The following is a 22,151-nucleotide window of genomic DNA, read 5'->3' as shown; positions in this document are numbered from 1 at the left end:
CAATTAAAATGAATGCAACAAGAGCGTACTGTTTATCGAAAAGAAAAGCGACAGAAGATTCTCCAGATGGTTGGAGTGCAACATGTATGAGGCTTAATAATAAAATATTTGCGATAGTAAATCATGAAGAAGGTGAAAAAGCTGCGATTACATTGAAGTGTAATCCAGAAGTCGCATTAAGAATAAGAGAAGATTATCCAGAAACAATTATTCCAGGGTATCATATGAATAAAAAACATTGGAATACCGTTTATATTCATAAGGGTATAGAACAGGAGCAAATAAATAAAATGATTGATTGGTCGTATGATTTAGTACTACAATCATTTTCAAAGAAAAAGCAGCAGGAGTTAATGGATTAATATGTATTAGGAGTGTGTGTAATGAAAGATTCGATTAAAGATACGTATGATAAATTAGCGAGTACATATAAAGAAAATCTAGATTTCGCAAATCCATATAACAGTTATTATGAAAGACCGGCGATGATGGAGCTTATTCCAAAGGAACTAGAAGGAAAAAAGATACTAGATGCTGGATGTGCAGCTGGATGGTATACTTCTCAATTCATAGGAAGAGGAGCAAATGTTACAGCAATTGATGTAAGTCCTGAAATGGTAAAAGCCGCGAAAGAAAGTATAGGGGACAAAGCAACGTTCCTTTGTCATGATCTGCAAGAAACATTGCCATTTGAAGATAGTACGTATGATGTGATTGTAAGTTCGTTAACTCTTCATTACTTAGAAAATTGGAATCAAGTATTTCAAGAATTTCGTCGTGTATTGAAGCCAGGTGGAGAACTTATTTATTCTACTCATCATCCTTTTATGGATTTCACAAAGTTTCCATGTGAAAATTATTTTGAAAAACAGTTATTAATAGATACTTGGGTTAAACCGAATATTACTATTGAAGTCAAGTTTTTCAGAAGGTCATTACAAGACATAATAAATGAAACTACAAATTATTTTGTATTAGAAGAGATAGTGGAACCGAAGGCAATTGAAAAAATGAAAGAAGTAAGCGAAAAATCATATCATTATTTAAATATGAATCCACATTTTCTTATCATAAAAGCAATTAATAAATAGCTAGTAAAATAACTTTGTTTTACTAGCTATTTACAGTTTTACATTATATATTAGGAGACTTTAAAATGAATAAGAAACGAAATAGAGTATTATATGCACTATTTACTATAGTTGTTATTATTTTAGGTCTTAGCTCAAGAAAGTTTGCTTTTGCACTACCACATCTATTAAATGATTACTTAGGTGATGCTTTATGGGCATTAATGATTTTCACTGGCTTTGGATTTTTGTTTCCTAAAACAGAAACGAAGAAGTTGGCTTTTATTAGTTTAATGTTTTGCTACGGGATTGAAGTGAGCCAATTGTATCATGCGGAATGGATAGATAACATTCGTGCAACGACTTTGGGCGGACTCGTGTTGGGATACGGTTTTTTGTGGAGTGATTTAGTGGCTTATACAATTGGTGTTGGAGTGGGGATACTGTGTGAGGTTATTTTTCGGAAGAAATAAGAATGGTAAAAGGGGTATTTGTAAATGGAACAAACACTGGAAATTGCAAAGTTTTGGTTTCAAAATGAACATGTCACAGTTACTGTAATTCAACCAAAAGCAGCGAAGGTTATATGCAAGAATAAAGAGTATATTTTAAAGAGAACGGGATCGATAAAGCAACTTCTAGTTGAATTCGATGTTTTGGAGCAACTGTATGAAAAGGGAATTAAAGTACAGAGAGTAGTAAAGACAGAAAATGATGAACGATATGTATTATATAAAGAAAAATATTATTGCTTATATGAGTATATTGCCGGAAGTGTTTTAGAAATAAAAGATACGAATAAGCTGGAAGGGCTAGCAAGTACAATTGGAGAAGAAATAGCTAATCTGCACAAAGCATTACATTCGGTGAATAGTGACCATGAGTTAATAAAAAGAGATTTATATAAGACGGTATTTGAATGGGCTATACCGATTTTAGAAAAGAATGAGCATGTTCATCGAGAGGTAATTCAAAAGATGGAGCGAATGCACACAGCTTTTAAGGAAACGGTCCATCCATTACCGAGACAAATTATTCATCGTGATATGCATCTATCAAATGTAATCTTTAAAGATGATAAACTGGAAGGGTTTATAGATTTCGAAAATTTAGAAAATAATGTAAAAACATTTGATTTATGTTATTGCTGTACAAGTATATTAAGCGGGCTATTTAGTGATGAAAGATTAAGAGGGAAATGGTTACATATCGTTAGCAAAGTCTTTGAAGGTTATTATAAACAAAATGATTCAACGAAAGAAGAACTAAAAGCCATTTGGTATGTTATGCTTTCAATTCAAATTATCTTTATTGCTTATTTTGTACAGTTACCAGATTTATTAAAGTTAAATGAAGAAATGTTCTTCTGGATTTTTGCTAATAAGGAAGATATTGAAGAAGTTATAGAAGGTATCGTAAAGGTATGAAAAAAATAATATTAATTGGTTCTGGTGGTTCAGGAAAATCTACATTAGCAAGGCAGTTAGGGAATAAATTAAATATTAAGGTGCATCATCTTGATGCATTATTTTGGAAACCGAATTGGGAAGGTGTTCCGAGAGAAGAACAAATAACAGTTCAAAATAACTTAATTAAAGATGAGAAATGGATTATTGATGGGAATTACGGCGGGACGATGGGTATAAGACTGAATGCAGCTGATACAATTATCTTCCTTGATATTCATAGAACAATTTGTGTTTATAGGGCTTTTAAAAGAATTGTAAAATATCGAAATAAAACTAGACCGGATATGGGAGTGGGATGTGAAGAAAGATTTGATTTGCAATTTTTTAAATGGATATGGGAATATCCTAATGCTAAACGACCTACAATTTTAAAAGGGTTAGAGCAATTGTCCGAAGAGAAAAAGGTTATTGTTTTAAAATCTCCAAATGAGGTTCGGAAATTTTTAGAGCACATATAATAATAGAATGTGACACAACAATTCTTTGTGGATCTTACCGATTAGTTTAATAAAACTAATCGTTTTTTATTATGAAAAATTTAACGCTTTTTGAAAATTGTATTTTGTAATGAGTATATGACTATAAGTTCATATAAAATGAACGTTTGGAGGAATAGAAAATGACTAATGATTTAATTCAAATAATCGATTCATTAATGGTCAATATTCCAGCTGGAGAGGTAGTATTAAGAGATGATCGACTAAAAAAAGAATGGCTAGTACAAATTCAACCATTTCTTCTTGCAAAGTATGCTGTAACAACGGAACTATATGATGCTATTACAAATAGTACCTCAAATAATATTGAAAATAATTATAAACCAGTTGTAAATATATCATGGAACGATGCAATTGCTTTTTGTAATGTACTTTCAAAAAAAGCGGGATTAAAAGAATATTATTCTATTAGTGATGGTGGTCAAACTGTTAGATATAATTTAGACTCAAATGGCTACCGATTACCATTTGAGGCAGAGTGGCAATATGCATGTAAAGCAGGTACAACCGGATATACATACGGGAAACTTCATGATATAGCGTGGTATAATGAAAATTCAAATGGACAAATTCATGACGTTGGCCAAAAGGAACCGAATGCATGGGGACTTTATGATATGCTAGGGAACGTTTGGGAATGGTGCTATGATTTGTATGATGAAAAAGTGTACGGATCATACCGCATTTTTCGTGGAGGTAGTTGGGCGGAGGCAGCGAGAGGTTGCGGCGCTACTTGTCGTCGTCGAAGCCATCCTACATTTCATATAGATGATCTCGGTTTTAGACTTGCTAGGTCAATTTAGCAGGAATATGATACGAAGGGGATCCATACTCTTGCCAACATAGGAATGATTTAACGTAAGGAGTGTTTATAATGGCGCGTGTTTTATTTATTAACGCTGGATCAGAAGGACATATAAATCCAACTTTGCCAGTTGTAGAAGAATTGATTTCTCGCGGTGAAGAGGTTGTTTATTTTTCAATAGAAGCTTTCAGGGAGCGGATCGAGAAGACAGGTGCTACTGTACGAACGATTGATGATCAAAAATTTATAAAAGCGTTTCTATCTGGAGGCAGAAATTATTTACAGGAAAGAATAAACGGCCTTCTACATACAGCGGATGTTGTTATACCTAGTGTTCTAGAACAAATTGAAGGTGAGCATTTTGATTACATAATTCATGATTCTATGTTTGGCTGTGGGCACTTAATTGCTCAAATTCTTAAACTGCCAGCCATAAATTCATGTACGTCTTTTGCGCAGGATGAAAAATCTTTTGAACAAACGTTAAGTTATCTTTCGAAAAATATCCCGCTGGAAGCTCAGGATAGAATCCATAATGATTTTCAAAGCTTAGCAAAAGGGATTGCTGAAAAATATGGTGTTGAAATAAAATCACCGTATGAAGTTTTCTGTAATCCTGCACCCCTTACTATTGTGTATACAATTAAGGAGTTCCAGCCTTTTGGTGATACGTTTGATGAAACATATAAATTTGTAGGACCATCTATCTCTGCAGAAGTAAAAAACAAAGACGTTGATTTTATTTCAATTGAAGAAAAAAGCCCGATTTATATTTCATTAGGTACTGTTTTTAATGAAGCGCTTGATTTTTATAAACTTTGTATGAAGGCCTTTGAGAATAGTGAGCATACAATTGTCATGTCTATTGGTAATAAAACGAAAATAAGTGATCTAGGTGAAATTCCTAAAAACTTCATTGTGAAAAATTATGTGCCTCAAACTGAACTGCTTACATATACGAAACTATTTATTACACACGGCGGGATGAACAGTACGCATGAAGGACTGTATAACGGGGTTCCGCTCGTTGTAATACCGCAAAGTGCAGATCAGCCAGTAATCGCAAAACAAGTGGAGAGTCTTGGAATAGGAGTTCAGTTACATATGAAAGATATAACCGAGGATCAACTACGTGAAAATGTGGAACTAGTATTAAATAGCCCTTCATATAAAGAAGCTGCTTTGAATTTGAAGGAATCATTCCGAAAATCAGGTGGATATAAGCAAGCTGTTGATGAAATTTTTACATTTGTAGGTCAATAAAAAATGAAATTATACATTAGAAAAGTATCTATATTAGATTATATAGATACTTTTCTGTTATATGAAGCGAGGAATTGATAATATGGAAAGAATGAAAATACTAAATGTGAATTTTGAAGATATGACAGCTACACCATTTTTTCAAGTGGGGGCAAAATTTTTATTTAACTGTATAATTCTTATTTTTAATATCTAGTATGGTTAAAACTAAGGCACTGAGAGATATAAGTGCAAGAATAAAAGTTAACCAGTTAAATGTATTGTCAATTATGAAGTAAAGATGATAGATAAATATATTCAGTTTTTATTTTAAAATGTTATGACTTAGTTTTACGTGTTAGTAATAATTTCACTGTTTCTGCACAACTTCTGCACATGCTTAGGTGATTTCTATGTCATGATATATTCATAAAGTGAAATATTTCACAAGAAAAAATATATTTTCACTGCGGTGTATGCATAATTAACACATACATCGGTACAAGTTTGTCTCTTGTTATTCTTTTACATCAAAGCCCACATTCTACTACAAAGTATAACAAGAAGGAGACATGAATATGAATAATCGATTTTTAAAACAACTACAAAACATGAAAATGAACAAAAAAAGTCTAGGAGCTGTAGCATTAACAGCTGGAATTATTAGTACGACCCTTATTCCGCAAAATGCTTATGCGCACGGTTTTGTTGAAAAGCCTGGTAGTCGATCCGCTTTATGTAGTCCAACTTATGGTGCACTAAATGTAAACTGCGGAAGTGTTATGTATGAACCGCAAAGCTTAGAAGCTCCAAAAGGGTTCCCACAAGGTGGTCCAGTTGATGGACAAATCGCTTCTGCAGGCGGAAAATTTGGCGGTATTTTAGATCAACAAACAGCAAATCGTTGGTTTAAAAATACAATCACTGGTGGGGAGAATACATTTACTTGGAAGTATACTGCGCCTCACTTAACGAGCAAGTGGCATTACTATATTACTAAAAAAGGATGGAATTCAAATAAAGCGCTAACAAGAGCAGATTTTGAACCAATTGGAACTGTACAACATGATGGTTCTGCAGCTTCAAATAATTTAACTCATAAAATCAATGTACCTACTGATCGTAGTGGATATCATGTGATTTTAGCAGTATGGGATGTAGCTGATACAGCAAATGCATTCTATAATGTAATTGATGTTAATCTTATTAATGATGTGAAACCAGACATAGAAGCGCCAAGTATTCCAAATGGACTTCAGACGAAAAAAGTAACAGCGAATAGTGTAGAACTAACATGGAACTCTTCTACGGATAATGTAGGGGTAAAAGGATATCAAATCTTCCGTAACGGAGAGATGATCGATACAGTACTAGGCACTCATTTTATTGATAAGAAATTACAACCAAGCACAAAATACTCTTATACTGTAAAAGCAATTGACGCAGCTGGAAATGTATCGAAAGAAAGTACAGCGCTTACAGTAAAAACAACAGTTGAGACTCCTGATACAGAAGGACCAACACAACCAAAAGGATTACATAGTATGGGAACGACAGCGTCAAGTGTGGATTTAATGTGGAGTCCATCTGACGATAACATTGGTGTAGACCATTATGATATTTATAGAGAAATAGAAGGATCAATGAAAAAGATTGCAACATCCAATACAACTTCTTATATGGATAAAAATCTGATTGCTAATACTACTTATAAATATGTAGTGAAAGCTGTTGATGTAGCTGGAAATGAATCCGTACAGAGTGATATATTCACAATTACTACAAAAACTGAAAGCGCTTCACATGAAGCGTGGGATGCAAAAAAAGCATATAAAAAGGGAGATAGAGTTCTACACGAAGGAAAAGTATATGAAGCAGTCCAGAGTTATCAAGGAAATGGTGATCCAAACTGGATTTATGCATTATCATTATGGAAAACAGTGTAAGCTTTACCTAGGTATGAACTAAGAGATGATGGGCTTTGATGCAAAAGGGAATCTTGAGAATTCACTTTTCTATTAATAAAAAGGGTAGTGTATGAATACATAAGATTCATATACTACCCTTTTTATTATGATAACACTTTCGTCATAAGTATGTGCGGAATGCCATCTTCCATAAATATATCAGAAGAAGTTTCATAGTCTAATTTTTTATAAAATCCTTCAGCTTGTGTTTGACCGTGTAGCTTCACTTTTGTAACTTGTTCGTTACGAGCAAGTTCTTCTAAGGTTTGAATGATGACTTTACCTAATCCGTATGTACGATAATCTTTTAAAATACAAATACGTTCTAATTTTCCTGCGCCCTCAACAAATCGTATACGCCCTGTGCCTACAGGAAACTCATGATAATAAACTAAAATATGTTTACATTGCTCTCCGATTTCATCGAATGTATCGAATTCATCTGCAAGAGGGACACCTTGTTCTTTTACAAATACTTCTTTTCGAATGTGAAAGGCAGTTTCTAAATCAGCAAGTTCTGTTATAAGTTTGGATTGCAAAATGTTCAGTCCTTTCTAGTGTAATTAGCTTGTGTTTTCATAGTATATCATAATAAAGTGCTATTAAGAGAAGAAGAACATACTAAAAAGCCAACTTTAAAAAGTCAGCTTTTATTACAATTCCTTTATCCCATTTTTAGTGCCGATAATTGCTTTACTCGTCATACTTATAAACAATCCTGTTTCAACTACACCAGTAATCATTTTTAATTGGGTGTGTAAATGGGCAGGATTAGAAATATGATTAGAGAATATACAATCGATAATCATGTTATTGTTATCGGTTATATAGGTTTCATTATTTTTCAAACGTAATGTTGTTTGACACCCTAAAGACTGAATTTTATTTTCGGTTTGTTTCCATGAAAAAGGGATGATTTCAACAGGTAATGGAAAATTACCTAAATGTGTTACAAGTTTCGATTCATCAGCAATGATAATTAGTTCTTTAGAGGAAGAGGCAACGATTTTTTCACGAAGTAATGCACCACCACCGCCTTTTATAAGTTGTAAATTTGAACCAATTTCATCCGCTCCATCAATTGTAAGATCAAGACTTTGTACGTCGTTTAACGAAATTAGGGGGATATTTAGTTGCTGTGCTAATGCTTCAGTTTCCTTTGATGTCGGTACAGCTTGAAATGATAATCCTTCTTTTACACGCTCACCTAATTTTTGTATTGTCCAATATACAGTAGAACCTGTACCAAGCCCAATCTTCATGCCATCATTTACAAAGTTAGCAGCATATTCGCCAGCGAGTTGTTTTAAATTCATCGCTTTACTCCGCCGGACGTGGCCCAGCATCAAGACTTGAATTTTCAACTGTAAGTACCGGACGAACGACTATATCTTTATGTACACGCATTTGACAAGATAATCGTAAATGATCTTCAATCCCTTTTTCCGTCATTGCATGTTTCTCATTCGCACTCGCTTCACAGAAATCACCTGCTAGTATTTCTACTCTACAAGTTGTGCAACGTGCATTCCCGCCGCAACGATGGAGAATGTTGACACCGCTATCTTCAATTGCTAGTACTAACTTTGTTCCTTCTTTCACATCAAAAGTTCCCGCACCTTCAATTGTTAATTTTGGCAAATTTGTTCCTCCTCACGTAAAATTGTACATAACATATTTATGACCGCGAATTCTTGAACATAAACATTATTTTTTTATATCCCCGTAACTTTTTTAAATGTAGAATCGTTTATTAAGTAAGCGCTGAAAAGGAGTGGTTATTTTGTGCACAAAAGTAACTCATGTTTTAAAGAACCATATCGATATGAATCATTCAAATATAAATTTTTTAATTGAACAATATGGAGAGCTAAAAGATACTGTACTTTTTTAACGAAAAACAAATGGGATGGAGAAGATCTCGCCCAAGAAACAGTGTGTAAAGTGCTTCAAAAATATAGAAATAAAGATATTTGTATGACACTCGTCTATAAAATAGCTAGAAATCGTTGGTTAGATCAGATGAAGTCTAAGTCTGTTCATGAAAAAATAAGAGAACAAATCACTTTTGAAGAACCACATGAGAACATTGCAGATTTGCATGAAATGGTAGGGAAAGTATTGTCTTCATTAAATGTACAGCAATCCGCAATTTTATTATTAAAAGATGTTTTTCAATATAGTATCGCTGATATTGCTAAATTGTGTTCTGTATCAGAAGGTGCAGTGAAAGCTTCTTTATTTCGGAGTAGAAATAGGCTGAAAACTGTAAGTGAAGAAGGGATCGAGATAGTCGAATTCACAGAGGATATTGAAGTTGTTGTAACGTCTATTCGTGAGGAAAGACCGGAATTGTTAACGAAACTTCTTCCGACAATAGATTTTACTAAGTTACCATCTAAACAGCCAGTCTTATTATTTAGTGTGAAAGAACCTTCTTCCTACAGTTGTATGCTTTGCGTTGCATAACAAGTATTGGAGGGATTTAAAATGAATGCAATTCCATATGTAGTAGAACAAACAAAATTAGGAGAACGTTCCTATGATATATATTCAAGGCTATTAAAAGACCGCATTATTATTATCGGTTCAGAAATTAATGATCAAGTAGCGAGTAGTGTCGTAGCTCAACTATTATTTTTAGAAGCAGAAGATGCAGAAAAAGATATATATTTATACATCAATAGCCCAGGAGGTTCAACGACAGCAGGTTTTGCAATATTAGATACGATGAATTTAATTAAACCAGATGTACAAACGCTATGCATGGGCTTTGCGGCATCATTTGGTGCATTGTTATTATTATCAGGAGCAAAAGGAAAACGGTTTGCGCTCCCTAACAGTGAAATTATGATTCATCAGCCGCTTGGTGGTGCACAGGGGCAAGCAACAGAAATTGAAATAACAGCAAAAAGGATATTAAAGTTAAAGCATGATATTAATAAAATGATTGCAGAAAAAACAGGCCAACCGATTGAAAGAGTAGCGCATGATACAGAAAGAGATTATTTTATGACCGCAGAAGAAGCTAAGGAATATGGAATTGTAGATGATGTTGTTACGAAAAAATAAGATGAAAAAGGCTAGAGGATATGTTAATTCTCTAGCCTTTTTATTAATCTTTTACCCATTCATCAACTAATGCTTGATTTTTTTTAATCCATTTTCGCGCAGCTTCTTCAGGATCTTTTGTTTTATTTAACGTGACCATTAACGTACCAAGTTGTTCATCGGTCATTTTCCATTTATCAAAGTATTTTATAACATCTGGGTGATCTTTTTCAAAACCTTTACGAACGGAGTAATAAATGTCATCTTTTTCACCATATACTTTCTTAGGGTCTTTTAAATATTTTAAGTCAAATTCTGAAAAACCCCAATGCGGATTCCAAAGCGTAACAGCGATTGGTTTCTTTTTCGTATATGCTTTCTTTAATTCACTCATCATCGCAGCTTCTGAGGATTGGACAAGTTTTAGTTTTATATCATATTCTTTCATTGCTTTATTCGTTAAATTCATAAGACTACTACCAGGTTCGATACCGACAATTTTATTATCTAATTCATCTTTATGAGCATTTAAGTCTTCAATACTGTTAATATTTTTCACATAGGAAGGTACGACTAGACCAAGTCCAGTACCTTCGTACCATTTTGATTTTAAGACAATATCATCTTTATAACGATCGTTTAGCGGCTTATCCGTAACGGGTAGCCATACTTCTAAATTCGCATCAACATCACCACGAGCGACACCAGTCCAAATTGCGGCTTTTTCTAAATACATGAGCTCAACTTTGTAGCCTTTTTCTTCTAATAAAACTTTCCACATGTTTGCAGTTGCAATATTTTCTTTCCAACTTGTTACACCAAGTTTAATTTTTCCTTTCGAATTTGCATTTGTTGCATTACATGAAGTGAAAATCATAGTAATAAATAATGCAAGGCATATAAACCAAATTTTCTTTCGCATCGAAAACCTCCTAAGTAGTGTTTGCCTTATAAAATAAATGTATAAGTAAGCATTCTTATTATGAACGGAAACGAGAATTTTAAAGAAATCTTATGAATGTCATTTTTATGTAATATTTCTTTGCAAAATCGCAACACTATGTGAATAGATGGGTAGAAAAGGAGTAGTGACATGGATAATACAAAGGTGCGTGTTGAAAACGTAACAAAAGTATTCGGGAAACATCCGCAAAGAGCCCTTTCTTTATTAAAAGAGGGGAAAAGCAAATCGGAAATTTTAAAAGAGACAGGAATGAACGTTGGTGTAAAAAAAGCAACGTTTGAGGTATACTCTGGAGAAATTTTCGTTATTATGGGTTTGTCTGGTAGCGGGAAATCTACGCTAGTTCGTATGTTAAATCAATTGATTAAACCAACTGCAGGTCATATATACATAGATGGTGAAGACATCGCAACGATGGGAAAAGAAGAGTTACGGAGAGTAAGAAGAACGAAAATGAGTATGGTATTTCAGAAGTTCGCTCTATTTCCGCATCGTACGGTTATACAAAATGTTGCATATGGTTTAGAAATACAAGGGGTTTCGGTAGAAGAGCGAGAGAAAAAAGCGTTAGAATCGCTACAGTTAGTAGGACTCGATCATCATAAAGATAATTATCCAAGTCAACTTAGTGGTGGTATGCAGCAGCGCGTTGGAATCGCAAGAGCACTAACGAATAATCCAGATGTATTACTAATGGACGAGTCATTCAGTGCATTAGATCCACTTATTCGAAAAGAAATGCAAGATGAATTGTTAGAGTTACAAGATAAAATGGAAAAAACGATTATATTTATTACACATGATTTAGATGAAGCGCTTCGAATTGGGGATCGTATCGCATTAATGAAAGATGGAGAAATTGTCCAAATTGGAACGCCAGAAGAAATTATGATGAGCCCCGCTAATGAATTCGTAGAAAAGTTTGTTGCGGATGTGAATTTAGGAAAAGTAATTACAGCGGAATCTATATTAAAACGACCAGAAACTTTATTAATTGATCGTGGACCACGTGTAGCCCTTCAAATTATGAGGAATGCAGGTGTTTCAACTGTATATGTTGTCAATAAAAAGTATGAGTTTTTAGGTATATTAACCGCGGATGATGCGAGTAAAGCAGTTCAAAAACAATGGCCGATTGCTGATTTATTACTTAATGATATTCCGCATGTGTATTTAGATACTTTACTGGAAGAGACATATGCAAAAATGGCGGAGATGAAATATCCGTTACCAGTAATCGATGAGAAGAAAAGGCTAAGAGGAATTATTAAACGTGAAAGTGTCATTCAAGCTCTTGCAGGAAACATTGAGGAAGAGGTGAAAGACGATGAATAATATACCACGTATTCCTTTAGGAGAATGGGTCGACTCATTTGTTGCAAGTTTATATGAGCACCTTGAAGGCATATTCCGAGGGTTCTCTTATATTATCGGCGGATTCGTTGATTTACTCACTAATTTTTTAACAATAATACCGGCCATATTGATGATTATTATCCTTTGTTTCCTCATTTGGTACACAACGAGAAAAGTATCATTAATTATTTTTACACTAATCGGCTTATTGTTTATTTTAAATATTAACTACTGGGCACAAACGATGCAAACATTAGCACTCGTACTTACGTCTGTTATTATTTCAATTATTGTCGGAATTCCAATTGGAATATTAGCATCTCAAAATGAACGTTTTTCAAAATTTTTAAAACCAACATTAGATTTTATGCAAACAATGCCGGCATTCGTATACCTCATTCCAGCGATTACATTTTTCGGAGTTGGTGTAGTACCTGGAATTATTGCATCGGTAATCTTTGCAATGCCACCTACAATTCGTTTTACTGACTTAGGAATTAGACAAGTTCCAGAAGATTTAATTGAAGCAGCGAATGCATTTGGATCCACAGCATCACAAAAACTATTTAAAGTACAATTACCACTTGCAACCGGAACGATTATGGCTGGTGTGAACCAAAGCATTATGCTTTCGTTATCAATGGTTGTAACAGCGTCACTTGTAGGAGCTCCTGGGCTTGGAGTTGATGTATATCGCTCGGTAACACAAGTTAATATCGGAATGGGATTTGAAGCTGGATTAGCTATCGTAGTAATCGCAATTATATTAGACCGAATTACACAAGGGTTCCATACGAAAAGAAAATAATGACCAAAAAACACACTTTTATAATACAAAGTGTGTTTTTTATTGCATCCAGTTTACTTACGAACGATAACAAAACCTCCAGCTGGTGCACAAACTTGATTTTGCTGTTGTTCCATGGATTTAATTAATTGATTATTTTCTTCGATTAATGAGATTAATTTAGCTAACTGACTTTCAAGGCTAGCGATGCGCTGCATCATATATTGTGAATCATGATGCAATGTAGTCCTTACAGGATGGGGGAATAAACATACTGTTGATTTATATTTGGATTCCAATGAGGATGCATTTGAATCTTTCCTCCTTCAATAAATTACGGATCTTTCTTATAGTAAATGCCTATATATATTTAATGGTTACTTGAAATTTTTTCATTATAAAAGGAGTATGTACAGAAAATGGAAAATATTATATGTGAAGTTAAAGTGCATTTTTTGAAAAGATTCAAGCGAGATAGTGCGTATATTAATACATTTAAGTGAGTGCATGTTGTTTAGGGAGAAATGATGGGAGGAGATGCAATTTTGGCTAAAAATAAAAAAAGAAATGATGCTTTGGCAATAGGTGTCGGTATAGGGGTTGTAATCGGTGTATTTCAAGGGCACTTTACAAATAATTTAGTAATCGGAATTGTGATTGGGATTATAATTGGGATTGCGTTTTTGAAGAAATAATGAGGTGTAAATTCATTTCAAAATTGCAGTATCAAAAGAATGAATATTCGGAATGTTAAACCTGTTTTTCCTTTTTTGTGATATTATATATGAAAAGGATGGTGATGGATATGTCAACAAACAATCAAGTAGAACAAAACTGCTTCATTTGCGAAAAACATAAAGGAAATATTATAGTTCCAGGTGGAGCTATTTACGAAGATGAACTCGTTTACGTTGGACATGTCTACTGGGATAGTGAAGAATCATACCTAGGTTATGTAATGATAGATATAAAAAGACATGTACCTGGCCTCGCTGAACTAACAGATGAAGAAGCGAAAGCGTTCGGACTTATAACAAGTAGAGTAAGTAAAGCGCTAAAAGAAAGCGAAGGTGCAGAGCATATTTACACTTTTGTTTCAGGAAATGGTGTACCACATATGCATATGCACATTATTCCGCGTTATCCGAATACACCAAAAGAGTTTTGGTCACCAACCGAGATAGCGAAATGGACTGATGCACCATATGGTGACGAAGAGAAAATAAAAAAACTATGCGAAAGGATACGTAAGTATATGGTAAATGAGTATGCATACAACAAATAATACACATTATTCAAGGATTGGAAATACAGAAATGTGCTTAGGAAAAATTTCAGTTAAGCAATATGGTGATATTGTACTTGGTAAATATGGCGGGAATATAAGTGCTGGAGCTAAAAAGAATGAAGATGGTGCATTAGTTTGGTCAAATGGAGAATGGGAATTTGCAGCTATATTAGATGGACATAATAGTGCAGAAAGTGTTGATTTAGTAGTAAATACAATCGAAAAAGAATATGAAAATATAAAAGTAATTTTGAATGAACCAATTAATACAGTGTTCCAATCTGTTGAAAATCATATACTGACAATTTTTCAGTCATCTTCATTTAAGGAAAAGTGCAAAAAAATTAAAGGTGAAACAGCTTGCTTACTATGTGTAAGGAAAGAAAATTATATATGGTGGCTTTCTATTGGTGATTGTTTAGTGTATGTATTTCATGAAGAGTTACATAAGCTAGGACAATATGCATTAAATCAACGTCATTTTTACGAATGGATTGGAAATGTAAACACATTTGATTTACCTGTTCCTTGCTATTCATCAGGTATTCGTGAATTACGTACTGGAAAGAACCAAATTGTAATGGTGACAGATGGAGTATTAGAATGCGGGGAACGCCGATATGAAACACCATTAAATCTATATAATAATATGAACAGAAATAATAAAAAGCTTGAAGAAAGTGTTCATCATGTATTAGAGCACGTTCATCATCAATTCGGACGTGATAGTGCGACTATAATTAGTTGGGACGTTGAAAATAAAGAGAATGCCACGTATCCTAGTGATCAACCTGATAAAAGGTAAAGGAGGAGGCCTTTCTGTTTCTTTTGAAACTAATTGTCTTATTGTTATGGATTATAATTTTAATTTTTTTAGAAAAAATCGTGAGGAAGAAGTTAAATATACCGAGACAAACAGGATGGAATAGTAAATATGTCAGCCAATCACATAAATGGGGACAATGGATTATCATTATTTCTTATGTAGTACTTATGATGATAGGTTCAATGTGGAATCCAATATACATGACTTATATACCAATTTTCTTTTTTATGACGTTGTACATTTTTCAAGGATATATGCAGTGGAAATATGATAGGAAAGCAAAAGAATATATTATTTCGTTTGGAATTGTTCCGTTATTAATAATTACAGGTATTATTTTGAATACATTCTATAATACGTATTGGTGATGAATGGTCATACAAATAAAGGGTGAGAAAATGATAAGACCACGTTTACGGGCTGAAGTAATGATTTTAAATGAAGATCATTCTAAAGTACTTGTACAATGCGATGAAAATGAATCATTTTATCGTTTTCCAGGTGGCTCTATTGAATTTGGTGAAACGTCAAAAGAAGCAATAATTCGAGAGTTAATAGAAGAATACGATTTGAAAGTTGATGTTCAAGAGTTAGCAATTGTAAATGAACACATTTTTGAGTGGGACAACGAAAAAGGTCATCATTGTACATGGATACATTGGGGGACTGTTGAAAAAATCATTACAAATGAAATAAGGCATAAAGAGCATGAGGATATTATATTAATTTGGAAAAGTCTAGAGGAATTACAGGAGAAGCCGACATATCCTGAAGGAATTATAAGTTATTTAGAAGAGGATAACCGTAATATAGTCCAATTTATTTCAAATAATTAAATGAAATAATAGGAGGAGTGAAAATGGGAGCTTCTACTTTTTGGATTATAACTATTGTTTTTTGTATAGCTGTCTATTTTCTCGATAAGTTTTTAAGAAAAAAATTGAATATGCCCAAGGGTGGTTTTTGGGGATATAAGAAACATGTAAATAGTCTACATAAAAAATTGGAAATAGGACTACTTTTTATTTATTTAATAACTAGCTTTATATTTATCTTTAAATTTGAAAGTGTTAATATTGCTTATGTCATTTTTACTTATTTAGGTGGGACGTTAATTTTAAGAGCATTGATGGAATGGAAGTATGATAAAGAATCGAAAGAATATATATTTTCGGTAATTGGGGTATTTACGTTTATTTTTATGACTTCGATACTATTTTACTTCTTTCCACCTGCTATATAATAAAAAAATTGATAGTATAAATAACGAGATGACTAACGAATAAGAAACCATTTACTTAGGAATAAATGGTTTCTTATTCTGTGTATGAAATTCTGTCTTCTTCATTCAATCATTTATTTTAGCTAGTATGAATGTAATGAAATTTGTTTTATCCTCTGCATACTTATGTTTATCAGTAGGATTAGCTTGTGAAAGTTGAATTTTTAATTGTTCATACTGTATACGAGATGCTTTATTGTCTATTAAGTAATCTCGAAATTGTAATTGTTCTATTAAATATTTATTTCCTTGTTCATACATATGAATTTGATGAGTTCGTGGCTCTCCTTTATTAAAATAGTATCGTTCAGGCAGTACATCTTTTCTATATTTATAGTTTAGTAGTTCTAACTTTTTGATACACTTTAAACCATCTTTATAATCTACTAGTTCAATTGCAATATCAATAATAGGTTTTGCACTTAAATGTGGAATAGAAGTACTACCAATATGGTGTATCGCCAAAATATGTTCGCCAATTTGTTCCTCAATGATTTGTTTCTCTTTCATAAACTCAATTTCCCATTCTTCAGTCCACGGCACTAAAAACACTTTCCCATACGGTAAACCTAACATTTAATTAGCACCTCTTTCAAAAAGTTTATTACATTTTCTTAAAGCTTCTCAAAACAAGGTGTTCCCACAATCTCCAAGGAAGAATCTTCTTCATAAAGATCATAAATTTTACACCTTTACCGATTGGATATCGTAAATTTGTACGCTTAGATTCAGCAATTTCTACAATTTTATTAGCAACATCTATCGGATTATCAAATGTATCACTACCGCTATTAATATGTTTTTGTATTTTATCCATATATTCTTTGTAAGGAGATGTTGTATCAGATTGGTTTTCAGCTAGTTGTTTACCAACCGCCCATATATTTGTGTTGTAAGAACCAGGTTCAATTAAAGCGACGTCTATTCCGAAAAGTTTTACTTCTAACCGAAGCGATTCACTCCAGCCTTCTAATGCATATTTTGAAGATACATAAGGAGATAAACCAGGGAATCCAATTTGGCCGCTAATGCTGCTTATATTAATGATTTTTCCGCTTCTTTGTTCTCTCATATATGGTAAAACAAGCTGAGTGATTGATATAGCTCCAAAAAGGTTTGTTTCAAATTGCTTTCGATATTCGTCTACTGGGATTTCTTCTACAAAGCCCCCATTTGCATATCCTGCATTATTTATAAGGAGATCTATTCTATTAATTTCTTTTAAAAACAATTGGAAACTATGTATAGAATTTTGATCTGTTACATCTAATTGTTGAACTTTTATATTTTGCTGTAAGTTGAGTTTAGTAACTTGAGATAGTAAGGTTCCTTGTTTTTCTAGGTTTCGCATTGTAGCGATGACTAAATAGTCTTTTTTCGCAAGTTCAAGCGATGTTAATAGGCCGAATCCACTTGAAGCCCCAGTAATAATTGCAATTTTTTTATTCATTGTTGGCTCGCTTTCTTTTTCTTTTATCATAACGAGATATAAAGGTAAAAGCTATTTATTGTATAAAGATATTTGTTATAATTGAAAATGATTATCAATTAATTTAATTTGTATATAAAAGGGGTGTGGATTTCATGGAGACTAACAGTTTTCATGATATTTTTAATAAATATTTTCATGGGTTACAAGTTGTAGAAGAAAGATATATGTATGTGCCAAAAACAATCGGTAAGGGTGAAGTGCGAAGGTGGAGCTCGTTTTCTGGAATGGAAATAGTGCTATCAAATTATCAGTTTCATAAAAAACATCGTATTCAATTTGCATCGGATGCAGCAATGGTGGAACTTAATTTTTGTTTACAAGGATCCGGGGAAGTACAAGTTGGTCACTCTACAAATAAATTAATGGCTGGAAATAGCTATTTATATTTTATGAATGACTTTGAAGTTCTATTTGAATATGAAAAAGAAACGCCACTATATTCATTAGCAATTGGAATTCCTGTACAGTTGTTTAATCATTTTATGCTAAATTGTGCTATTGAAAAAAGTCATGAGTTTCATACTATAATAGGAAATCAATCTTTTAAAAAGTTTCAAACCCCTATTGATGCCCTAACATCTAATCTTATTAAGAGAATGTTAGAGAATCCCCAAAAGGATCGTATTAATCAACTCGAAATAGAAAGTAAAGCGCTCGAATTGCTTTCTATATACTTTGGGAAAGTATTACTTAATGATCGTGACGCAAATAAAAGGAGTCAATTATCCAAAAAGGATTTGAATAAAATAAAACAAGCTGAAGAAATTTTACTTCAAAGAATGGAGTCACCCCCATCATTATTAGAATTGGCTAAAATAGTAGGATTAAATGATTATAAATTAAAAATTGGTTTTAAAGAATTATTTGGCACGTCCACATTTTCCTATTTAAGAGAACAGCGAATGGAAAGAGCAATGCTTTTATTGCGTTCGGGAACTAGTAATGTGACCGAAACGGCAGTTGCTGTTGGATACAATAATATTAGTCATTTTTCAGAGTCATTTAAAAAGAAATATGGAATGAAACCTTCTGAAATTTTGCGTATGTATTAAAAATCCGTTATACCGTAAACTCCTCCGCCATTTGGTAGTTGTATTTTGTCATAATCATTATAATTACAATCAACATCCAATTGGAAATAACTTTTATGGAGGAATTTAAATGAAAGAGCGGAATGAAAGTCATTTTTGGATATTTGTATTAATAGGAATCTTTCTTATTATAACAACAACTGGTTTCGCCCGTATGGCATATGGAGTTATACTGCCATTTATGCAGGAAGGACTTCATTTGTCTACGGCTCAATCAGGTATGCTAGGAACTATACTTTTTTTAGGTTATTTATTAACTGTAGGAACATCTGGAATATTTACTATCCGTTTTGGTGCAAAATCCGTTTTATTAATAGGCAGTTGGCTGGTCGTGATAAGCTTAATGGGATTAGCGCTTGTTTCTTCATTTTGGATAGTTGCTTTTTGTATGCTATGTGCTGGAGCTGGTAGTGCTCTTGTATATACACCACTCATGTCCATAACGGTAGGGTGGTTTCCAAACAAAAGAGGAACTGTAATGGGGCTGTTATTAAGCGGTGCAGGTATAGGTATGCTATTTAGTGGAATAATTGTTCCTTATGTCGTGCGCACCTTTCCTGAGTATAGTTGGCGTGGTGCATGGTTTTTGTTTGGCGTTATTGCATGTATCGTTGTATTCGCCGCTTCAGTTGTTTTGAAAAATCCAGAAGTTACTGAAGATGAGAGGAAAAGGAGTAATAAATCGCTTTTATGGAAAACGAAAGAACTATATATCATTGCATGGATGTATTTTATTGTTGGTGTTGTATATTTAATTCCAAATTTATATCAAACTAGTTTTATGATTGATAGTGGTATTTCAGCATCAATTTCGGGAACTGTTTATGCGATTGCTGGTATTTGTTCAATAGCAGGAGCACCTGGCTGGGGATTTATTTCGGATCGGATTGGTATAAAGAAGAGTTTATGTATTGCGCTTTTATTAGCTGTTATAGGAGATATGGTTCCAATTATATTTGGAAATATAACTGGTTTTATCGTATCGGCAATGATTTGGGGTTCTAGCCTCGGAGGTATACTTTTATTAATTCAAGTTGCAGCTTCCAAGCAAGTATCTCCGAAATATGTATCAATGGCAATTAGTTTTATTTCTGTTTTCTATGCAGTTGGTCAAATGATTGGACCAGGACTTGCGGGCTTGATTATTGGAGAAAGTGGTTATACAGCAGCTTATGGATTAGGTGCTTTTGGTTTTTTTATGTGCATATGTTTGGAATTGCGTTTAAAAAGAGGAAATCTTACAAACTCAGCGTATTTAGAGAAGTGAGTCTTGTCATGAAATGAATCTTTTTAACAGGAGGGAGAAAAATGGTCCATGTGAAAGATGTATTAGCAGATCAGCTATTAGCGAATGCAAATGATCCTAGTTGGTATATGCCATTTTCCGATGCAGTTAAGGATTTATCTGAGAGGGAAGCTTGCTGGAAACCGAATGAAGAGAGTAATAGTATAGCTGAAATCGTACAACATTTACTGTATTGGAACTCTACGTGGCAAACTAGGTATAAAGAATCAAATGTGAATGCAGTACCCGCTATAGGAGATAATAACAAAAGTTTTATGCTTTCAGATAATCAAACTTTCGATGAATTACGGGAAAAACTACTAGAAAAACTGTTACAATGGCAAAATCTCATCAATGAAGAAAAGGTTGAAAGTGATGTAGTGGGATTTCCTGTTTCTGCAAAGTGGTGGGAAGTGTTAGCGAATGTAACAACTCATAATGCATATCATATTGGGCAAATTATTTACATCCGAAAATTACAGCAGAGCTTTGATAATGAATAAGATAATAGTTCTCAAATTAGGTGAACAAAAGTGGACAAAACGAGACATCTGTCTCATTTTGTCCACTTTTTTATTATGAAAGAAAAGAGAAAACCTATTAAATCAAGGATTAGAATTTGGCATAGTACTTGCAATATAACAGACGAACAAGAAAATAGGAGGGCTGAACATGTTAAAAACAACTGAAAGTAAAGGGAATGAAATTACGAAAGAACAAGCTCGTTGGATGTATAAAAAAATGTTAGAGATTCGTAAATTTGAAGATAAGGTGCATGAATTGTTCGCGCAAGGCGTTCTGCCAGGTTTCGTTCATTTATACGCAGGTGAAGAAGCGGTAGCAGTTGGTGTATGTGCCCACTTAACGGATAGTGACAGTATTACAAGTACACATAGGGGTCATGGACATTGTATCGCAAAAGGTTGTGATTTAAATGGTATGATGGCTGAGCTTTTCGGGAAAGCGACAGGGTTATGTAAAGGCAAAGGTGGTTCCATGCATATTGCCGATTTAGATAAAGGAATGCTTGGTGCAAATGGCATTGTAGGTGGCGGTTTCCCACTTGCTTGCGGTTCAGCATTAACAGCTAAATATAAAGGAACAAAGGATGTAAGTGTTTGCTTCTTCGGTGACGGAGCAAATAATGAAGGGACATTTCATGAAGGGGTTAATTTAGCGGCGATTTGGAAGTTACCGGTTATTTTTATCGCAGAAAATAACGGTTATGGTGAAGCAACTACATTTGAATATGCTTCAAGTTGTGATTCTATTGCCGATCGTGCAAAAGCTTATAATATTCCAGGTGTTCAAGTAGATGGGAAAAATCTTATAGCTGTATATAAAGCTGCTGCAGAAGCAGTGGAACGTGCGCGTAATGGTGATGGTCCAACAATTATTGAATGTATGACATATCGTAATTACGGTCATTTCGAAGGTGAAGCGCAAACATATAAAACATCAGAAGAAAAAGAAGAACATTTAAATGAAAAAGATGCAATTGTGAATTTTCGTAAGCATTTAATTCATGAAGGTTTATTAACGGAATCTGAACTTGTTGATATGGAAAAAGCAGTAGATGATGCAGTACAAAGATCCATTGAATTTAGTGAAAATAGTCCATACCCAGAGGATGAAGAATTATTAAAAGATGTATACGTTTCTTACAAATAAGAGGAGGG

At 33.5% G+C, this 22,151-nt stretch carries 27 protein-coding genes and 3 pseudogenes; 23 read left to right on the top strand and 7 right to left on the bottom strand.

The annotated features are described in order from the left end of the window. Positions 1-8: 8 nt before the first annotated feature. The 9 genes and pseudogenes from JFU02_RS06965 to JFU02_RS06925 all read left to right on the top strand — a co-directional run bounded on the left by JFU02_RS06965 (position 9) and on the right by JFU02_RS06925 (position 7,029). On the top strand, positions 9-362 hold the full coding sequence (locus JFU02_RS06965) for an MmcQ/YjbR family DNA-binding protein (RefSeq protein ID WP_000994626.1): 354 nt from the start codon (positions 9-11) through the stop codon (positions 360-362). A gap of 21 nt (positions 363-383) precedes the next feature. Then, positions 384-1,091 carry a class I SAM-dependent methyltransferase gene (locus JFU02_RS06960; protein ID WP_086406286.1) on the top strand — a complete coding sequence of 236 codons (708 nt, stop codon included), beginning with the start codon at positions 384-386 and terminating at the stop codon, positions 1,089-1,091. A 65-nt stretch (positions 1,092-1,156) separates the two neighbouring features. Then, entirely contained in the window at positions 1,157-1,543 is a 387-nt protein-coding gene (locus JFU02_RS06955) for a ribosomal maturation YjgA family protein (RefSeq protein ID WP_086406285.1), read from the top strand. Between the two features lie 24 nt (positions 1,544-1,567). Next, entirely contained in the window at positions 1,568-2,497 is a 930-nt protein-coding gene (locus JFU02_RS06950) for a phosphotransferase enzyme family protein (protein ID WP_000438385.1), read from the top strand. Continuing rightward, positions 2,494-2,997: a DNA topology modulation protein gene (locus JFU02_RS06945; RefSeq protein ID WP_000720564.1), complete on the top strand. Its 504-nt coding sequence runs from the start codon at positions 2,494-2,496 to the stop codon at positions 2,995-2,997. Before JFU02_RS06950 ends, JFU02_RS06945 begins: the two co-directional genes overlap by 4 nt. A gap of 161 nt (positions 2,998-3,158) precedes the next feature. Then, complete coding sequence (locus JFU02_RS06940) at positions 3,159-3,839, top strand: formylglycine-generating enzyme family protein (protein ID WP_086406284.1); 681 nt, start codon at positions 3,159-3,161, stop codon at positions 3,837-3,839. A 71-nt stretch (positions 3,840-3,910) separates the two neighbouring features. Further along, on the top strand, positions 3,911-5,104 hold the full coding sequence (locus tag JFU02_RS06935; RefSeq protein WP_000124874.1) for a macrolide family glycosyltransferase: 1,194 nt from the start codon (positions 3,911-3,913) through the stop codon (positions 5,102-5,104). A gap of 82 nt (positions 5,105-5,186) precedes the next feature. After that, positions 5,187-5,261 (top strand): annotated as a pseudogene (locus JFU02_RS06930) (phosphatase); the annotation flags it as partial. A gap of 400 nt (positions 5,262-5,661) precedes the next feature. After that, positions 5,662-7,029, top strand: a complete 1,368-nt coding sequence (locus JFU02_RS06925) for a lytic polysaccharide monooxygenase (protein WP_086406283.1) — start codon at positions 5,662-5,664, stop codon at positions 7,027-7,029. Positions 7,030-7,154: 125 nt separating this feature from the next. Here the strand turns inward: JFU02_RS06925 and JFU02_RS06920 are convergent, their stop codons facing one another. The 3 genes from JFU02_RS06920 to JFU02_RS06910 form a co-directional block, all read right to left on the bottom strand. Then, positions 7,155-7,589, bottom strand: a complete 435-nt coding sequence (locus JFU02_RS06920) for a GNAT family N-acetyltransferase (RefSeq protein ID WP_001190862.1) — start codon at positions 7,587-7,589, stop codon at positions 7,155-7,157. Positions 7,590-7,703: 114 nt separating this feature from the next. Continuing rightward, positions 7,704-8,366, bottom strand: coding sequence for a ribose 5-phosphate isomerase A (rpiA, locus tag JFU02_RS06915; protein WP_001049993.1), 663 nt, complete (start codon positions 8,364-8,366; stop codon positions 7,704-7,706). 4 nt (positions 8,367-8,370) lie between these two features. Continuing rightward, a complete protein-coding gene (locus JFU02_RS06910; protein WP_001125391.1) occupies positions 8,371-8,691 on the bottom strand; it encodes a 2Fe-2S iron-sulfur cluster-binding protein in 321 nt (106 codons plus the stop codon). 142 nt (positions 8,692-8,833) lie between these two features. Between JFU02_RS06910 and JFU02_RS06905 the strand changes: the two are divergent. Both JFU02_RS06905 and clpP read left to right on the top strand, forming a co-directional pair. Further along, positions 8,834-9,519, top strand: a pseudogene (locus JFU02_RS06905) (RNA polymerase subunit sigma-70). Between the two features lie 21 nt (positions 9,520-9,540). Then, positions 9,541-10,122, top strand: a complete 582-nt coding sequence (gene clpP, locus JFU02_RS06900) for an ATP-dependent Clp endopeptidase proteolytic subunit ClpP (RefSeq protein ID WP_000991620.1) — start codon at positions 9,541-9,543, stop codon at positions 10,120-10,122. 43 nt (positions 10,123-10,165) lie between these two features. Here the strand turns inward: clpP and JFU02_RS06895 are convergent, their stop codons facing one another. Beyond that, on the bottom strand, positions 10,166-11,023 hold the full coding sequence (locus JFU02_RS06895; RefSeq protein WP_001227627.1) for a glycine betaine ABC transporter substrate-binding protein: 858 nt from the start codon (positions 11,021-11,023) through the stop codon (positions 10,166-10,168). A gap of 171 nt (positions 11,024-11,194) precedes the next feature. Here JFU02_RS06895 and JFU02_RS06890 point away from each other — a divergent pair, with 171 nt between their 5' ends. Both JFU02_RS06890 and JFU02_RS06885 read left to right on the top strand, forming a co-directional pair. After that, positions 11,195-12,400: a quaternary amine ABC transporter ATP-binding protein gene (locus JFU02_RS06890; protein WP_000370608.1), complete on the top strand. Its 1,206-nt coding sequence runs from the start codon at positions 11,195-11,197 to the stop codon at positions 12,398-12,400. Then, a complete protein-coding gene (locus tag JFU02_RS06885; RefSeq protein ID WP_001059837.1) occupies positions 12,393-13,229 on the top strand; it encodes an ABC transporter permease in 837 nt (278 codons plus the stop codon). The genes JFU02_RS06890 and JFU02_RS06885 overlap by 8 nt, the downstream gene beginning before the upstream one ends. A gap of 53 nt (positions 13,230-13,282) precedes the next feature. Here the strand turns inward: JFU02_RS06885 and JFU02_RS06880 are convergent. Further along, positions 13,283-13,518, bottom strand: a pseudogene (locus JFU02_RS06880) (hypothetical protein). 217 nt (positions 13,519-13,735) lie between these two features. On the opposite strand from JFU02_RS06880, the gene JFU02_RS06875 reads away from it, so the two are divergent. From JFU02_RS06875 to JFU02_RS06850, 6 genes are all read left to right on the top strand, one after another. Next, the gene (locus JFU02_RS06875) at positions 13,736-13,903 is read left to right on the top strand and encodes a glycine zipper domain-containing protein (RefSeq protein ID WP_000508401.1); all 168 of its coding nucleotides are present in this window, start codon (positions 13,736-13,738) and stop codon (positions 13,901-13,903) included. Positions 13,904-14,013: 110 nt separating this feature from the next. Further along, positions 14,014-14,493 carry an HIT family protein gene (locus tag JFU02_RS06870; RefSeq protein WP_000106235.1) on the top strand — a complete coding sequence of 160 codons (480 nt, stop codon included), beginning with the start codon at positions 14,014-14,016 and terminating at the stop codon, positions 14,491-14,493. Beyond that, positions 14,477-15,301, top strand: coding sequence for a PP2C family serine/threonine-protein phosphatase (locus JFU02_RS06865; RefSeq protein WP_201070443.1), 825 nt, complete (start codon positions 14,477-14,479; stop codon positions 15,299-15,301). Before JFU02_RS06870 ends, JFU02_RS06865 begins: the two co-directional genes overlap by 17 nt. Before the next feature lie 23 nt (positions 15,302-15,324). Further along, a complete protein-coding gene (locus tag JFU02_RS06860; RefSeq protein WP_042972512.1) occupies positions 15,325-15,690 on the top strand; it encodes a DUF4181 domain-containing protein in 366 nt (121 codons plus the stop codon). 30 nt (positions 15,691-15,720) lie between these two features. Next, positions 15,721-16,158: an NUDIX domain-containing protein gene (locus JFU02_RS06855; RefSeq protein ID WP_061666088.1), complete on the top strand. Its 438-nt coding sequence runs from the start codon at positions 15,721-15,723 to the stop codon at positions 16,156-16,158. 23 nt (positions 16,159-16,181) lie between these two features. After that, positions 16,182-16,565: a DUF4181 domain-containing protein gene (locus tag JFU02_RS06850; RefSeq protein WP_061666089.1), complete on the top strand. Its 384-nt coding sequence runs from the start codon at positions 16,182-16,184 to the stop codon at positions 16,563-16,565. Positions 16,566-16,670: 105 nt separating this feature from the next. Here JFU02_RS06850 and JFU02_RS06845 read toward each other — a convergent pair whose 3' ends face one another. Together JFU02_RS06845 and JFU02_RS06840 are read right to left on the bottom strand one after the other, a co-directional pair. Further along, positions 16,671-17,180 carry a GrpB family protein gene (locus JFU02_RS06845; protein ID WP_098838574.1) on the bottom strand — a complete coding sequence of 170 codons (510 nt, stop codon included), beginning with the start codon at positions 17,178-17,180 and terminating at the stop codon, positions 16,671-16,673. Positions 17,181-17,208: 28 nt separating this feature from the next. Beyond that, on the bottom strand, positions 17,209-18,054 hold the full coding sequence (locus tag JFU02_RS06840; protein ID WP_061666090.1) for an oxidoreductase: 846 nt from the start codon (positions 18,052-18,054) through the stop codon (positions 17,209-17,211). Between the two features lie 134 nt (positions 18,055-18,188). On the opposite strand from JFU02_RS06840, the gene JFU02_RS06835 reads away from it, so the two are divergent. From JFU02_RS06835 to acoA, 4 genes are all read left to right on the top strand, one after another. Beyond that, positions 18,189-19,148, top strand: a complete 960-nt coding sequence (locus JFU02_RS06835; protein ID WP_098316795.1) for a helix-turn-helix transcriptional regulator — start codon at positions 18,189-18,191, stop codon at positions 19,146-19,148. 109 nt (positions 19,149-19,257) lie between these two features. Further along, the gene (locus tag JFU02_RS06830) at positions 19,258-20,454 is read left to right on the top strand and encodes an MFS transporter (RefSeq protein WP_098838573.1); all 1,197 of its coding nucleotides are present in this window, start codon (positions 19,258-19,260) and stop codon (positions 20,452-20,454) included. Positions 20,455-20,495: 41 nt separating this feature from the next. Continuing rightward, positions 20,496-20,975 (top strand): DinB family protein, encoded by a 480-nt coding sequence (locus tag JFU02_RS06825; protein ID WP_000233788.1) that lies wholly within the window; start codon positions 20,496-20,498, stop codon positions 20,973-20,975. A 169-nt stretch (positions 20,976-21,144) separates the two neighbouring features. Continuing rightward, complete coding sequence (gene acoA, locus JFU02_RS06820) at positions 21,145-22,143, top strand: acetoin:2,6-dichlorophenolindophenol oxidoreductase subunit alpha (RefSeq protein WP_098838572.1); 999 nt, start codon at positions 21,145-21,147, stop codon at positions 22,141-22,143. Positions 22,144-22,151: the final 8 nt, after the last annotated feature.

Source organism: Bacillus sp. TH13, assembly GCF_016651175.1.
Classification (GTDB): domain Bacteria; phylum Bacillota; class Bacilli; order Bacillales; family Bacillaceae_G; genus Bacillus_A; species Bacillus_A thuringiensis_S.
Note: the sequence above shows the minus strand (reverse complement) of the source record. Positions and strands in the feature narration are given on the sequence as shown.